This window comes from Streptomyces sp. NPDC093225 (genome assembly GCF_044753805.1).
Taxonomy (GTDB): Bacteria; Actinomycetota; Actinomycetes; order Streptomycetales; family Streptomycetaceae; genus Streptomyces.
In genome coordinates, this window is the sequence record NZ_JBIVNX010000011.1 from 117,398 (window position 1) to 132,422 (window position 15,025).

11 protein-coding genes are annotated in these 15,025 nt (G+C 67.5%); 6 read left to right on the top strand and 5 right to left on the bottom strand.

From position 1 onward, the window contains the following. Positions 1 to 17: 17 nt before the first annotated feature. From ACIQCH_RS13180 to ACIQCH_RS13200, 5 genes are all read right to left on the bottom strand, one after another. Positions 18 to 1,094 (bottom strand): hypothetical protein, encoded by a 1,077-nt coding sequence (locus ACIQCH_RS13180; protein ID WP_402580751.1) that lies wholly within the window; start codon positions 1,092 to 1,094, stop codon positions 18 to 20. Positions 1,095 to 1,224: 130 nt separating this feature from the next. Further along, positions 1,225 to 2,052, bottom strand: coding sequence for a C39 family peptidase (locus ACIQCH_RS13185; RefSeq protein WP_402580752.1), 828 nt, complete (start codon positions 2,050 to 2,052; stop codon positions 1,225 to 1,227). Between the two features lie 1,012 nt (positions 2,053 to 3,064). Next, a complete protein-coding gene (locus tag ACIQCH_RS13190; RefSeq protein WP_402580753.1) occupies positions 3,065 to 3,940 on the bottom strand; it encodes a DUF4231 domain-containing protein in 876 nt (291 codons plus the stop codon). 51 nt (positions 3,941 to 3,991) lie between these two features. Next, on the bottom strand, positions 3,992 to 5,521 hold the full coding sequence (locus ACIQCH_RS13195) for a hypothetical protein (protein WP_402580754.1): 1,530 nt from the start codon (positions 5,519 to 5,521) through the stop codon (positions 3,992 to 3,994). Further along, complete coding sequence (locus tag ACIQCH_RS13200) at positions 5,518 to 6,657, bottom strand: hypothetical protein (protein ID WP_402580755.1); 1,140 nt, start codon at positions 6,655 to 6,657, stop codon at positions 5,518 to 5,520. The genes ACIQCH_RS13195 and ACIQCH_RS13200 overlap by 4 nt, the downstream gene beginning before the upstream one ends. 756 nt (positions 6,658 to 7,413) lie before the next feature. Between ACIQCH_RS13200 and ACIQCH_RS13205 the strand changes: the two genes are divergently transcribed. The 6 genes from ACIQCH_RS13205 (at position 7,414) to ACIQCH_RS13230 (ending at position 15,001) form a co-directional block, all read left to right on the top strand. After that, on the top strand, positions 7,414 to 7,953 hold the full coding sequence (locus ACIQCH_RS13205) for a hypothetical protein (RefSeq protein WP_402580756.1): 540 nt from the start codon (positions 7,414 to 7,416) through the stop codon (positions 7,951 to 7,953). Then, the gene (locus tag ACIQCH_RS13210) at positions 7,950 to 8,426 is read left to right on the top strand and encodes a hypothetical protein (RefSeq protein ID WP_402580757.1); all 477 of its coding nucleotides are present in this window, start codon (positions 7,950 to 7,952) and stop codon (positions 8,424 to 8,426) included. The genes ACIQCH_RS13205 and ACIQCH_RS13210 overlap by 4 nt, the downstream gene beginning before the upstream one ends. A gap of 158 nt (positions 8,427 to 8,584) precedes the next feature. Further along, positions 8,585 to 9,334 (top strand): hypothetical protein, encoded by a 750-nt coding sequence (locus ACIQCH_RS13215; protein ID WP_402580758.1) that lies wholly within the window; start codon positions 8,585 to 8,587, stop codon positions 9,332 to 9,334. Between the two features lie 290 nt (positions 9,335 to 9,624). Continuing rightward, entirely contained in the window at positions 9,625 to 10,518 is an 894-nt protein-coding gene (locus ACIQCH_RS13220) for a hypothetical protein (protein ID WP_402580759.1), read from the top strand. Further along, positions 10,515 to 11,015, top strand: coding sequence for a hypothetical protein (locus tag ACIQCH_RS13225; protein ID WP_402580760.1), 501 nt, complete (start codon positions 10,515 to 10,517; stop codon positions 11,013 to 11,015). The genes ACIQCH_RS13220 and ACIQCH_RS13225 overlap by 4 nt, the downstream gene beginning before the upstream one ends. A 14-nt stretch (positions 11,016 to 11,029) precedes the next feature. After that, entirely contained in the window at positions 11,030 to 15,001 is a 3,972-nt protein-coding gene (locus tag ACIQCH_RS13230) for a transglycosylase SLT domain-containing protein (protein WP_402580761.1), read from the top strand. Positions 15,002 to 15,025 lie beyond the last annotated feature (24 nt).

Here is a 15,025-nt window from a genome sequence, read left to right on the forward strand (position 1 = left end):
GATGCTGACGGTTGGAATTACAGCAGTGCCGGTTCGGCGGGACCGTCGGGGGCTGCAGTCTCGTCTGCCGGCTGGGGTATGGGTGCCCAGCCACGGCAGGGGGTGAGCGGTTCCAGGCGGGACGCGGTGAGGACGTAGGCGGTGGTTCCCTTGTAGGCGGCCGGGTCCTTGCTGAAGCCCCCGGTCTGGTAGGAGACCAGGAGCTTGTCTCCATTGGCGTGCGGTACCCCGTCCTTGTTGAGCCTGGTCATGGACTGAGATCTGAGATCTGCCGCCCAGAGACCGGAGTCGTCCTGCCACGTGATCAGGTCCCCCGCGATCTCCATCTGGTCGAAGAACTGGCCCTCGCTCACCGTGGCCACCAGGGCGGAGGTCTTCCACCCCTTCTTCCAGGCGTACAGCTTGCGCATGTCCGGCGAGGTCCACGCCCAGGCTCGCCCGTCACTGCTGCCGGTGATGAACGTCGTGCCCTTGACCTTCGCGACCTGCTCCGGCAGGCGCGCACCTCGGCCCGTGGACAGCGAGGCCGCCCGCACCTGCACGGGGGTCGACGCGGAGAACGCCTCGCGCCACACCACCAGGTCACCGGACACGGTCACAGGGGAGACCATCCCGGTACGCACCACCTGGTCGCTGCGAGACTGCAGATCGTAGACATGCACCTGCTTGCGCCCACCACCTCCGCCACCCTGCGCCCATGCTGCCTTCCCGCCGCGGGCGCGCAGGAAGAGGAACGGACCGTTCGCGGTGTTGCGGGTGATCCTGAACGGCCGGCCACCAGCCTTCGCGTCCCATGCATAGATGGCCCAGTCGTTCATGTTCTCGGCATCGAAGGACGCTTCGTAGACGAGCCACCTGCCGTCGAAGCCCCACAGGACGTATTGCTGGAGGCGCTTCGAACGCGCCTGCGGCATCTGGTCGATGAGCGTCTGACCGCCACCGGGTGTGCGCATGACAACCCGTGTGACGCGTCCGTCGGACTCCTCGGCAAAGATCTTCTTGCCGTCCGGGCTGACCACGCCCTCGTAAGCACGAGGATTGGCCGCGGTGGTGTAGGTGGTGCCGGCCCGAGCCTTGCGCCACGGTTCCGGCAAGCTGACCTTGCAGAACGCGCGCCTCGTAGCGGGGGCGGCCAGAGGCCTTTCGCCGCTGGCGGACTGTGAGGGCCCGGGCGCGCATGCCCCTACGCTGAGGGCCGCTACGGCGCAGAGCGAGGCGAGTCTTCTACCACTGATAGCCACGGCCGCCCATCATAATGACCAGATTGTTGGACGGAACAGGGGAGTTGGCCTTCACGCCGGACCACACGCTGGTCGCGGGGTCCTGCACCTGGCTGTCGGCGCCGCTGTTCTTGTAGCCGCGGATGTTGACCCAGTGGTAGATGGTCTGGTTGATCGGGTGGCCGGCCAGGCGGATGCGGCTGCCCTTCGGCTCCAGGACGTTGCCGGCGATGGAGTCCTTGTTTCTAGCGATGTCGATCTTGAGGTGGGCTTTGTACTCCTCCTTGTCGCGGGCGCTGGGGCTGTAGGCAAGGGAGTTGCCCGCGTAGTTGCCGTTCGTGTACGCCTTGAGCGTCCTGAGCATTGCGTCCCAGCTCGTGCCCCCGTTGCCGGGGCTGATGCCGAAGCGGGAGGCGAGGCTGGCCTGCGAGAGGTTGTAGCCCTGGTGTCCCAGCGTCATCTTGGCGGTGGCCGGCCCGCAGTAGTTGTTGTAGGCCTGGGCGACGTGGTTGCTCGCCAGGTAGTACGAGGCCGGCAGGCCCGGCTGCGGCTCCAAGGCGATGCGGCGGTCCTTGTCGGCCGTGTCCTTGGCCGCAGCCTCGATCTGCGCGGCAGTCAGCGGGTCAGCGTCCAAAGCCTGCTTGGCCGCGGCCGCATCGGCCTGCTCCTGGTCGTCTGCCGGCGGCATCCAATCGCCGCCGTCGTCCTCGATCACCGGGGCGATCACCGAGGTGGTTGCCGGGTCCCCGTCGGCGGCGGCGGGAGAGGTTGCGATCGCAGCCGCGGTCAATGTGCATGCAGCGACAAGGGTGATGTTGCGCAGACGAATCACAGTGAAGCTCCGTAGTCAGCGGTGTTCTCGAAAGTTGGAACGATCTTCCACTGACGGAAAGGGCCTGGTCAGGACGTGTCTTTCGGTCACCTCAGCGGACCCTCAAGAAGTAGTCACACACCGTTGTCACCGGTGGCGCTTGTCCCCTATGCCGAAGCGGAGTGCGAAAGCGGAACGCCATCACGTGACGGACGACACAATTGGCGCCCACTTGCTGCCCACCCGGCCACCCTCACAGAACGCGCAGGGGAGCGAAAAATGCACCCTGAATTCCTTGCTCCGGAAGGTCGGCAGGGCTCCAGTCGGCGCTGGAGGAACCTGCAGGAGTACACCCTCGGTACCGCTTGCGCCGCTGTTCCCATCGGTACAGGCGCCGACCCGCAGTGCGTGGCCCTACCCCTGCCCTCACCGAACTCGGACCGGCTCCAGCAGGCGGCCCGGGTCCTACGCGACGAAGCAGTCGCCGTCGTCCTGGCATTCCTCGTCGCCGGGGACGAACTCCGCAGGCCGACCCCCTGCCGGCGCTGACCATACGGGAGCCTGCCCCGCGATTCGTGGCCGCGGGGCAGGCTCCCGACAGCTACCGCAAGCCCAGTTCGTCGGAGGCGCGGATCATGTCGCGTGCGAGCCCCCTGACCAGGCACCGTCGCGCACTGCGGACCCCGTGCAACGTGAGTGCAAGCTGGCGACTGCAACAGGCCCGCGTTGCAGCTCTGACCTGTGAAAACCAGCACTCACACGACTGCGCTCAGGTGTTTTGCACCTCGCCCATGCCCGCCGCAGTGCAGTGGCACCGGTGGGCATGGCGTCCCCTCTTCAGCCCTCCGCCTGTCTGTACGGAGGGCCGAAAGAGGTGGCGGCCGGCGGAGGCGGCGGTGCGCCGGCCGGTGTGTTCCCGATCTTGACGGATTCGGTGTTGAGGCGCATTCGGGCGTGCTCCGCCCGGGTATTGCTCGGGCTGCGGCCTGTGACGTTGCCAGCGGTGCCAGTGTCTTGTCGTGACGAGGTGCGGTCAGGCTGGCGGCGGGCCCATGGGCGGTGCCTGGTCCGCTGGCTGGTCGAGTTGCTGTTGACGCCGGCGCTGCTCGTTGCGTAAGGCTTCCACCCGTTGGGTGAATCGGGCCAATGCTTGCTGTTCCTGGCCGGGCGTGAACTCGCTGTATTCGCCGACACCGAGGCTCACGGCGTTCGCCTCCTCCTCGATCGCATCGGCGGTCTGCTGGAGGAAGTAGCTGCGTTCGCGGAACTTGTAGTACCCGTTGACCATCGATGCCACGGTGATCGCGAAACTGATCAAGAGCACGGCGAGGTTCTGCCAGGTTGGTTCCTTCGCGTCGAGGGCTGCGATGGTGGTGGTGAACGCCGACCCCACCATGACCAGGTTCTGCAGGCTGTTGTGCGTCCGCCGGTACTTCCGTGAGTCCTGCTGGTAGCCCTCGATGAGGGCCTGAACATCCTCGCGGTACAGCGCGCGTTGTTCAGCCAGGCCAGGTCGGACCAGGGCACTGAGGAAGCGCAGCTCGTCCCGGTGCCGATCGAGGCTTCCCTCCATCTCGTCGAGAGAGCTGTCAACGGGGAGTGCCTTGTTGGCAAGGAAGGCGGATATGAGGCAGACCAGGGCCAGCGCCCCACAGATGATGTCCACCTTCAGGAAGCGCTCCCACTCCCAAACAGCGACGCTCCAGGCACCAGCGCCCATCAGCAGGGCGAGCGCGACGAAGAAGGCCGCGTTCCGGACCCGCGTGTGTCTCTTCGCCCCGGCCAGCTCGGACCCGATGTCCCGAACAGCACGGTTGAGCTCGAGCAGCTTCCCCCGCTCCTCGTCGCGCAGGGTTTGCTCAGCTGCGGACAGACGGTGAGGGCCGTCATCGTTGATACCTCTGGCCATGGGTGTGCGGAGCTCCTTGCTCTGCCGTTGGTTCCGTGAAGGTGCACGCCCCTACCGGCGCGCCTGTCGGGTGCGGACGAGGTGCTGCCACCGCAGGCGGACGGACTCGGCGCCATCGAGCCAGGCGACGACAGACGGAGCAGCCAGCGGAAGGTCAGCCATGTAGTGGGCGACATCGGCGTAGTAGGCGTAGTCGCCGCGTTCGGCGAGCTCGTGCAGCCGGTCGATGACGTTGCGGACCTTGTCGTGCTCGCCCAGGACTGCGTGGTGGAGGGCAAGGGCGAGCTCAAGGGCGGCCTCGGCCGTGGTGATCCCCGCGGCGCGGATCTCGGCGCGCAGAGCGCGGGCGCCTTCGAGGTCGGCGAGGGTGCCGGCTTCTCGAGCCAGGGCGGCGACCTGGACGGTGAGAGAGGTGGCGCGTTGGTCGAGTCCGGCCAGCAGCTGCTCGGCGAGGGCGAGCTCGTCGTCGGCGCGGTCGGGGTCGGAGAAGGCGCACGCGAGGGCGAGGTGGGCCTGCGCGATGGCCTGCTCCCCGGCGTTGCCGTGCTGTTCGGCCTCGATACGGGCAGTGGTCAACGCGGCAGCGGCCTGGTCCATGTCGCCGTGGGCAATGTGGATGTCCCCGAGCACGCGGTTCCCGCGCCCGGGCCAGCCGAGAGTACGGGCGGTGGCCAGTGCGGTGGGGAAGTCGCCGGTGGCGCGGGCGAGGTGGGCGAGCCCGCGGGCGGCGGCTGGGGCGAGCCGCCCGCTGCCGTCGGCGACCAGGCGCATGCCGTCGCGGGAGGCGTCGTTCTGGCCGAGGTCACGAAACGCCTTGGCCCGGTAGTAGACGGCCATCTCGGCGAGCTCGGCGGGGAGCACGTCGGCGTTGATGACGCGGGTGAGTCGGGAGGCGGTCATGGACCGGTGCTCGTGTTGGCGCCGCGCCAGCGCGGACAGGAGCTCGGCCAAGGCATCCGCGGCGGTCGCGAGGTCGCCCTCACGGCCGTCCCGGGCCGGCAGGGGGAGGGGTTCCCACACGGAGTCGTCGGTGTAGGCCCAGGCGGCGTCGGTGAGCCAGTCCAGTTCGAGCTGGTGGTTGCGGGCCAGAGCGAGGCCCTGACGCAGGCAGCCGACTAGCAGGCGCCGGTCCGGCCCGGTGCTGGTCTGCCACTGTGCGCCGAGCGCGGCCAGCGCGCGGGCGGCGGCGCGCTGCCAGTCGGTATCGGTCCACCGGTCGTCGGTGGCGTCGTCCGCGGTACTCAGCGTGGAGCGGATTAGAGCGTGCAGGTGGTAGGGCCACAGCGCGAAGGGGTCGTGCCGGACGAAGGGCCGCTCCACGAGGCGGGCGGCTGCGGACAGGTGCGACAGGCCGGCGGCGGCAGCCGCCACGGGCAGGTCGAACGCGTCCAGCAGGCTGACGGCGCGCAGGAGGTGCCGCTCGTCCTGGGTGAGGTCGGCCAGGGTGCAGGTGAGCAGGGCCGGGAAGTCGGTGCCGAAGTCTGCAGGTGCAGGAGTGAGGCCGGCCCGGCGGAGTTCCAGGAAGCGGAGGACAGCAAGGTCGAGGTAGAGGGGCAGGCCGTGGGAGCGTTCGGCGATCACGGCTCGCAGCTCGGCGTTGATGAGGGTTGGCCGTCGCGGGTCAGGCGCCGGGCAAGGTAGTCGGAGCAGTCCTCCGGGGAGAAGTCCCCGATGAGGACCTGACGGCCGGCCCCGGTCGGGGTGCCGGCGGTGCGAGGGCCGGGTACGGCCTGTCCGACGAGCCCGGGCCATGCGGTGGGGCCGGTCCAGTCGAGCTGGCCCTCCAGCGCTGGGTCGGCCCACTGCAGGCGGCCGCGGCCGGTGACGATGAAGAACGTGTTCGGCATCAGCCACACCAGGCGCTGCAGGAGCCGTTCGAGGTCGCGGTGGGTGCGGGTGCCGGTGTCCTCAAAGGTGTCCAGCAGGATGACCGGGGCCACGGCCTGCTCGGCGGGGAGCTGGGCGAGCTCCCAGGCCAGCAGGTGCGGGTAGTAGGAGAGCGCGTCGACGTCGGGCTCGACGTCCAAGAGGTCAGCGAGCCGGGCACAACCGGCCAGGGCCCGGACGGTCTGGCGGCGCTCGCGGATCGCAGTGGTCAGAGCGCCGGTGAGCTGGCCGATCGCGCTGCCAATCGTGCCGGGCAGTAGCAGGGCCTGGGCGACATCGCTGAGTGCGGACTGCATCTGCTGCGGCAGCGCCTTCCCGAAGCGCGCAGCGAGCCCACCGCGGCGCAGGTACTCCTCCAGGGATTCGCCGGGATGCTGGTGCTCCCAGTAGCGGCGCAGCGCGATGTCGAAGGCCGGCAGGGGCCGACCGAGGTGCGCGGCGAGGGCGAGACGGATGATGAGGACGAGGCGTTCGAAGTCGACGCCGGCGGACCGGGCGAGGTCGATCCGGATCGGTAAGAGCGTCGGCCGGGCGGGCCAGACGGGCTCGCCCCAGCGGGCCGGACGGCCCTCGGCGCCGGCGAGCGCTGCCTCCAGGGTCCGCGAAAGTGTCGTCTTCCCAATTCCCCCGACCCCGTGCATGACCAGGATGTTGTTCCGAGGGGCTTCGAGATCCTCCACCGTGAAACCGGCGGCGGTGATACGGGCCAAGTGCTCACCGAGGGCGGCCTGGACGATCTGCCACTGCCCCTGCCGGTTCGTGAAGGCCTCACCGGCCTCCACCTGCCGGTCGTTGGTGCTGAACAACGCCCGCAGATCCCGTCCGGCCATGGCTCCCCCTGGTGATCGCTGTCTTTGTCCTCAACCTATGCCCGACCAGGGCGCAGTGAAGGTGCGTCAGCAAGAATCGGCTGGTCAGCTACTTCAGCACTGCCAGCCTTCTGCGTCTTCGACGTCTCATGCCGCTGGCCAGCAGTCGGCGCAACACTGGGCCGGCGCAAGTTGCGGCCACCGCTTGTGAGGCTCGAGGAGAGCGGCAGCGTTCGGTGCTCGTACCCGAGCGCGCGAAGACATCTTGGGCATCTCGATAAGGAAGAGCGGAGGGAGATCCTCCAGCGGCTACCTCTTCCGCGCTGCTGCCCCGCGAGCACGCCCAACAAGGGCAAATGGCTACAGTAGGCACATTCAAGGCATTAATGGATGAATGCGACATTCTCTGATTCGCGTCACTCCATCGCAAAGCTATCGACTCGCCAACACTAGCGCCCAACATCGGCCATTCACGGATCAGGGAATTCTCGATTCCGCCGACGAGCGCGAACGGAAGGTTTTACGTTTCCGCAGGTGAGGCGGCTGAGTGCGCTTTGTGAGGATTCTTTTAGAGCTTGCGATTGATCTCAGACAACAGCTGCCGACACGCTCGGAAACGCTTGAGTCGACTGTGGACTGTCGGTCAAAGTCGGATCCCGCGTCCGCCCTGAGTGCGGCAGGCGCGACACCGAATCCATCAAACGTGCTACGCGCTGGCCCCAGCCCGCTGAAATGAGGCTGCCCTGCTAAGCACTGATTTAGAAACGAGGAATCGACATGAACCGGTTACTCGCCCGAGGGTCTGTCCTCGCCGCCGCCGTACTGGCGATACCCGGCATCATCGCAGTCTCTCCGGCCTCCGCAGTGGAGACGTGCACCACCACGGGGAACGCCAAGCCCATCTTCTTGCCCGGCACCCGTCCCGACACGATCGTGTCCGTACCGGTCTGCCTCGAGACGCTGTCCGGGGACAAGGCCCGCGGGAAGATCCTCTTCCACTGGGAGCTGATCAACGACGGCCAGTCCGACATGGCGAGCAAGCGGTTCAACTCCTTCCAGGTCATCACGCGCCTGGAGAGCCGCGAGCCCGGCGGCTCGGACACAGTGGTCAAGAGCGCGACGTGCGACTTCACCGACATTCTCAACTCGAACGTTCCCGACGACCCCCGCGTGCCGATCGGCTGCCAGTCGCCATCAGCCGCCCTCGAGCCGGGCAAGCAGTGGTCGGGGGACGCCACTGCCGTCTACGACATCGCCGGCGACGGCCTGGGCCCGATCACCTGGAAGCTCGCCGGCTCGCCCAGCCTGAACCGATGAGGAAGCCCATCGCCGGGACGCTCACCGGCGCTCTGGCCGCGCTCGGCGTCCTGTTCGCGGCGCCAACTGCCCAGGCGGATCAGTTCGATTCGTGGAACCTGTACCAGATGGACGCCTGCTACAAGCCGTGGGAGTCCGGGTTCAAGTTCCACCTCTGGTTCAACTCCGGCCAGAACGGAACATGGCGAAACGTCGGGTACTCGGTCTACGACTTTGACGCTCTCTGGCCCGGCGACGGCCACGCACACCCCATGCGCTTCTGCTCCATACCGCTGGGCAGCACCTACCTGGCCGGGAGCGGCAAGAACGTGAAGAACAACGGGGCCTCCGGCCAGAACGACCACGACTCGTACTGGGCCAACGTCTACTACAGCAGTGGCTACAAGGGCCCCAAGGACGTGATGGCCCCGTACCAGCACATCGACCGGTTCGTGAACGTCTACAACGACAATGCGTCGTTTAAATGGAGCTAAGGAAGTTGAAACCAAAATTGAGGAGGGTCGCCTTACCGGCGGCAGCGGCAGCAACGGTGGCGGCGGTCGCAGTCGTAGTGGGCGCTTCAATGGACGGCCAGCACGGTGCACCCCAGGCCGGCGGCGGTCCGGATGGCGCGGTGCCGCAGGCGGGGCAAGTGGTGAAGAAGGCCGACCCTCGGGATCCCGCGACTTGGACGCTGCCCGTCGAGTCCTACATGCCCACCGCCTCGCAAGCCCAGACCATCACGCGCGCACGGGCGAAAGCCATCGCCAAATGCGTCAACGAGGCCGGCTTCCCACAGTGGACGCCGCCACCCGCCCTCCCGCCTCTGGGCGGCAAGACGCTCACGGACTGGCGCTACGGCATCCACGACAAGAAGCTCGCCGGCCGGCGCGGATACCACCCGGACGCGGCCGAGCAGAAGGCCTACAACACGGCCATGGAGGTCGGCGCGGTCGACCGGACCGGCACGGACGACGGCGTGAAGCGCCGCTGCGCTTCGCTGGCCGAGGCCAAAGTGCCCACCGCACAGCTCCTCGGCTCGTACGCGGAGACGCTCGGCAACAACGCCTTCCGCAAGGCCACTGCCTCGCCGCAGGTCAAGGAGGTCTTCGCCAAGTGGTCCTCGTGCATGAAGGCCAAGGGCTACTCCTACAAGGAGCCCATGGACGCCAACGACGACCCGCGCTTCAACGACCCTGACACCGTCACCCGCCGCGAGATCGCCACCGCCCTGGCGGACATCGAGTGCAGGGACACGTACAACGTGGCCAAGGTCTGGTTCGACGCAGAGGCCGCCCAGCAGCGGCCCGCGATCGCACAGCACAAGCAGCGCCTGGACTCCGACCGCAACGCGACCTCGCAGGCCGTGGCCGACTCCCGGGCGGTCCTGGCCACCCGCTGAGCGTCGGCGCTGAGCGGTAGCGGGCGGCCCTCGATGAGGGCCGCCCGACCCGTTGGGCCCACGCTGTCCCTTGGAGATCTGTTGAGTCCCCGGTGCCGTCCTTCAAAGTCGCCGCTCGCTGGGGGACGAAAGCCGTGTGCGGCTTTGCCGACGGGCTGAATCCGTCAGTTGCCCGTCGCCCCCTGCCCTGAATTGATCCTCAAGCCTCGCGCTACCCCTCACCGGGCAGGTGCCCCAATCTCGCACAGAAAGGAAAGCCCATGCGATTAAGGAAACTCGCCGCGGCCTCCGTGCTGCTGCTCATCGGCACGGTTGGGTGCGGCACCTCGCAGGAGGCAGAATCCGGCGCTCAGAAGGTCGCCGTGGTGCCGATGGAGTCCCTGCCCGACGCCCCTGTCCAGGGCCTCACCAAAGGCATGACCCTGCCCCTCGACGCCTACACCTACACCGCCAAGGACCGCTACATCTGGCAGGTCGCGGTGCAGAATCAGTGGCGCACCTGTATGCGCCGCTACGGCTTGACCAGGTTCAACCCGCCGACAGTCTCGTCTAGGACGGTCGTGGCGAACATCGATGCTGGCATGGGGCGCCGGTACGGCCTCTCCGATGCGAAGAGCGCCAAGTCGGACGGTTACCACCTGCCGCAGATCGCTCCGGAGCCCTCGAACTGGCAGCCGGCCTCCGGCGCGGAAGAGGCGGTGTTCTCCGGTACCGGCCCGGAGGTGACCGACGGCAAGTACAAGGGCAAGAACGTCCCCAAGGGCGGCTGCCGCAAGGAAGCCAGCACGATGTACCCCCTGCCCGATACACCTCAGGCCACCGCGGCGCAGGGGCGTGCGTTCTCCGCCTCACGCTCCGACAAGAGAGTCGTTCAGGCCGTGGCGGCCTGGTCGGCGTGCATGAAGGCCAGGGGCTACAAGGTTGCCGATCCGTTCAAGGCTGCTGGGCTGGTGATGTCCTCGGTCTCCGCCCCCGCCGCCTCGCCCGAGGAGATCCGTCTCGCCACAGCCGACGTGATGTGCAAGACGCAGGTGCGGCTGATCGATATCTGGCACGCGGCCGAGACCGTGCGCCAGAAGCAGGAGATCGCTCTGCACTCGTCGGCACTTACCGCAGACCGGGTGAAGAAGGACAAGGCCGCTGCCAAGGCTGCGGCCGGCTACACGAAGGGAGCCCCCCGGTGATCCTCAGACGGGCAGCCGTAGCGGGCGCCATCGTGAGCCTGTTCCTCGGGGCGGGTAGCGCTGCCGCTGCCACTTCGTACGAGTCCGACGCGTGCAACAGCACGGCGGACAAGTACTGCTTCTCAATCCACTTCAACAGCCGGGGCGGGCAGACCTGGTACTCCGAAAGCCCGTGCTTCCTGTCGAACAGGTCGATACCGGACTACTTCGGCTACTCGCCCAACCAGGCCGCCCTTGTCCGGTACGTGTTCAGGGCCGGGCAGATCGACGGGGACTACAACACCTGCCGCCTCGGGGGCGACGGCGAAGGGCAGGGGGTGAAGAACGAAGCTGCATCGGCCACGAACGCCGAGTGCGGAGCCACGCACCGCGTCTACTTCTCGTCCGGCTACCTCGGGCCGAGCCAGGCGTTCTCCCCCAAGTGCGGAGACTACTGGCCCGGAGAGAACCTCATCTCCGATCTGAAGAACGACAACGGGTCCGCCAAACGCATCTGAACAGGAGACAGCCCGTGCGCTCGACCAGAGGCGGACAGCCGCCCATACCCTTAGCAGCCCTGCTAACTGGAACCCTCGCCCTGGCCCTTGCTGTAGGGGCGGGAACCTCCCAAGCAGTCACCAACCCGCAGACCGCCGCACCCCCCGCCGCGCAGGCCACCCAACCCCTGCAAGAGCCGCTCGGCTCGCCGCAGGTGCCGCCGGCCGACCGGGACGCCGTCACCGGCACCGGATGGCGCATCTCCGGCGACCGAGCATGGACCACCTCTTCGGACGCGGAGGGCTTCCATATCCTCGTCGCGGACAAACGCGACGGCTACACCTGGCGCACGGCGGCCACCCTGGCCGAGCCAGGCTTCGACGCCGATGCGTGGATCGGGAATGCGTGCGTGACCGCGTCCGGCCAGCGGGCTGTGGCGGTGTACGCGCCGCGTACGTTCACCAACAGCCCGCGCCTAATGACGCGAGGCGCCTTCACGGCCGTTGTGGACTTGAACAGCGGCAAGGTGACGAAACTGCCCAAACAGTCGTCCCTGGCCTACTTCTCGCCCGGCTGCGGGCGGGGGGAGCGCGCGGTGGTATCCCAGTTCACCGACGACTCCGCCACCACGCCGGAAACGCGTCTGGTCACCATCGACGCCCTTCGCGGCACGACGGGAACTCCGCTCAAGGTCGCCGGCCAGGTGACTTCCGCTGTCCCGTTCCAGGACGGTATCGCCGCAGCCGACGGCTTCCGCCTCGTGAAGATCGACTCGCGGGGCACGCGTACCGTCCTGGCCAGTACCGGCCAGGTGCCATTTCAACTCCGGGCCGACAGCGACGGGGGCCTGGTCTTCCTCGAAGGCCACGGCGATGACGCCATGGTCAAGCGGTGGACGCGGCCAGGGCTCGCCACACTGGCCACAGGCAGACTGACGGACATCGACCTGACCGCGTCGGCCAGCGGCACAGTGTTCGTCACTGGCAAGGCCAAGCAGGTCGGCATCCTGCCCCGCGCGGTGAAGAACCCCGGCGCCGCCAAGGACGCGACCGCCACGACGTTTGGGCAGGCGCTGGTGGCATCCCGGTGGGCGGACAAGGCACCCACCGGGGACGGGTCGCTCCGCCCCCTTACGGTACAAGTCACCACCCTGGCCACAGGCCGAACCGCCGCCATGACCGTCTCACCCTCCGACGCGCTCCAAGCCGCGCAGGGCAAAGCCCTCTCACCCGCCCTGACTCCCCCGAGGGCGAGGACTGCCACAGGATCCCCCACCAACCCCGTGGAGAGCGAACGGACCTGCGCGGTGCCCCGCAGCGACGTCCACAAACAGGCGATGCAGCCCACCCCACGGCAGGTGGAATGGGCCGTTGACCAGGCTGTCATCAACGGCCTGAACAAGTGGATCAACCGTCCGGCGAACTGGAACAACACGGGCATCAAGCCGTACCAGCCGCAGAAACTGTTCCCACTACGGGTCCTGGCGGGTGACCCGAACGGAAAGATCGACCACGCTGACGACTGGCACATCCCCGCGCAGATCCTGCTCGGCGTGACCGCCCAGGAGTCGAACATGTGGCAGGCCACCCGCTACGCGGTCCCCGGTCTGACGGCCAACTCCCTCATTGGGAACTACTACGGCATCGGATACTCCGCCGACGGCAGCCAGGGCGACCCGTGGGCGATCAACTGGGCCAAGGCCGACTGCGGGTACGGCATCACGCAGGTCACCGACGGGATGCGCAAGTCCGACAGCAGGCTCTCCACCGTGCAGAAGGAAGCCGTCGCTCTCGACTACACCGCGAACATCGCGGCCGGAGCCGACATCCTCGCCGAGAAGTGGAATCAGCTCCGCAATTCGGGGCTGATCCTCAACGACGGCAACCCGAAGTACATGGAGAACTGGTTCTTCGCCCTGTGGGCCTACAACTCCGGCTTCCACCTGAAGTCCGAGGCCCCGAGCAACGCCGGCAAGTGGGGACTGGGGTGGACGAACAACCCTGCCAATCCCCTGTGGAAGGAGAACCGCAACCCCTTCCTCGAAGGCGTCAACGGCGGCGACAAGTACTCCGACGCCGCGACCCCGCAGTACTGGCCGTACCCGGAGAAGGTGATCGGCTGGGCGGCCCGCCCGCCGTCGGCCATGTTCAAGGTCGGTGACTTTCAGCCCGGCTACCGGGCTGCCTGGTGGGCCACCACCGCGGACCGCACCGATGCCAAGCCCCGCACCTCCACGTTCTGCACGAAGGACAACGACTGCAACCCGAGCAAGATCAGCGAGGGGGCGTCCAACAAGACCGGGCAAGGGCCGTGCACCCTTCCCGGCGACCCCAGCGAGTCCGACCCGCTCTACCTCAAGTGCTGGTGGCACGGGAAGGCGAAGTGGAAGGACTGCCGGGGCGGCCAGTGCGGGAACCCGGTGCACCGCTTCGACAGCACCTATCCCGAACAGCCCAACGAGAACTCCTCCTACCCGCCACGGTGCACCCCCGGGCTGCCGGCCGGCGCGTCCGGGGCATTGATCGTGGACGATGTGCCCGACGGCGTCACCCCGGCCGGCCATCCGGGGCGGTCTCGTCCGGGAAGCTGCGGGAAGGTGTCCTCGGCGGGCACGTTCGGCTTCAAGTTCGCCTCGTGGAACGGCACCTACCCCGGCAAGATCGACCTGCACCAGATCGGCGCCGGCTACGGCAATCACTTCTGGTTCACCCACACCCAGCAGGCTTCCAGCCGGTTCGACCGGCTGCAGGTGACGGGCACGTGGACCCTGGGCAAGAGCGTCAACGGCTGGATGCGGGTCCTGGTGCACATCCCCGACCACGGCGCACACACACGCCAGGCGAAGTACCGGGTGATCGGGTCGGACAGCACCAGCAGCGAGCGCGTCCTTCCCCAGCGCATCCGGAAGAACACGTGGGTGAGCCTGGGCGCGTTCCGGTTCAAGGGCTCTCGGCCGCAGGTGTCGTTGTCCAACCGGACCGGCGACGGCACGGGAGACGAGGACATCGCGTGGGACTCCGTCGCGTTCGTCCCGCTGCCGGGCAAGCCCAAGGTGTCCATGGTGGCGATGGGTGACTCCTACGCCTCGGGCGAAGGGGCCTCGGAGGGAAACCGCGACTACTACCCGGAGACGAACTACCTCGACAAGCTGGCCAGAGGGACCCGCAACGCCTGCCACCGCTCCAAGCTGGCATGGGCGAGGCAGGTGACCCTCCCGGGCATGAGCAAGTCCGTGGGGAGCTTGGACGACAAGCTGGACGCGAGCATGGACTACCACATGCCTGCATGCTCTGGGGCCCTCACCTCCGACATCCTCACCGACACCAACTACAACGAGAGGCCGCAGATCGACCAGGGCTATCTCGACAACAACACCACGCTCGTCACGATCTCGATCGGCGGCAACGACGCCCGCTTCAGCTACGTCGTCTCCAGGTGCGCCCTCGACAGGTCCTGCAAAGGAACCCTCTTCGAGAACAAGAAGGACATCGAGGGCGAGGAGAAATTCCAGGGCAAACCCATGAAGGAAGCCATCCCTGGCCTGATCACCGATGTCGTCGCACGGGACATCCGGCTGGTCATTGAGAACATCCACGCCAAGGCGCCTAACGCGAAGATTGTCCTGATGGGCTACCCCCGCGTTCTACCGGAAGACGACGGTGTCTGCATGCCGATCTTCAGTCTGTCCGAAAGGGCGTGGCTGGGACAGGTGGCAGACCACCTCGCTACGACCATGGACGGCGTCGCCCGTTCCCTGCGCACCGGACCAGAGAAGATCAATGTCGTCTTCGGCGACCCGCGGAGCGCCTTCCGCGGCAAGGACGTGTGCGGCAACCCCCAAACCATCCACGGCGCGGTCAAGGACCTGACCGACAGCGACCTACCGCTTGTCGACTGGCCGCTGCTCAGAGACGCCCAGTTCGGCTGGTCGGCCCAGTCCTTCCACCCGAACATCGCCGGAGCCGGCGTCTACGCAGGTGTCCTCCGCTCGGCACTGAGCAAGTGACTGACCGGGCCTGGCCGCCCCCGA